Below are 568 nucleotides of genomic sequence, written 5' to 3' on the forward strand. Positions count from 1 at the left end.
CGTTGCCCACAATATCAAAATGAGCAGAGTAAGAACCTTTCTAAAATCTTTAAACAAACGTGAATTAGCTTATTTTGCCAAGTATAAACTCCCGACCTATATGAAAGAAACCCAATCAGAAATAAATGAATTCCTGATTGAAAATCATATAACTGATTCTGAAATTGAGAAAATAACCTCTGAAAAATTAAATTACAAGGACAAAATTTTAAGATGCCCAAGATGTCAATCTGGAAAGTTAAGGATAGAGAAAGTAGAATGGACTGACACTGATGAATTTGACTTTCCTATGCTTGACGGACTAATGGGAAAAGCCCGTTATAAGGATAAAGTAATTTGCAACGTTTGTGGTTATTGGCTAACTGACCCAAATAATGAAAAAGGATTTTCTATGTGGAATACGATAAAAAAATTATTCAAAAAAAACTAAAAATACTGTGGGCAACAACGGCTATAATTCAGCGTGGCTTATGTACTATTCTGAAAAATATATTAATTTAACCAAGCTGATTTCTCTGCGGACAAATCCTGCGGATTTATCCACGCCGAAATCATAGCCAAACCGTTG

At 33.6% G+C, this 568-nt stretch carries 1 protein-coding gene; it reads left to right on the forward strand.

What is annotated here, in order from left to right:
• Positions 1-430, forward strand: a 430-nt coding sequence (locus tag ICJ85_RS16125; protein WP_206688057.1) for a hypothetical protein, incomplete at its 5' end; no start/stop codon positions are given.
• Between the last annotated feature and the right edge of the window lie 138 nt (positions 431-568).

This window comes from Aestuariibaculum marinum (assembly GCF_014596975.1).
Lineage (GTDB): Bacteria > Bacteroidota > Bacteroidia > Flavobacteriales > Flavobacteriaceae > Aestuariibaculum > Aestuariibaculum marinum.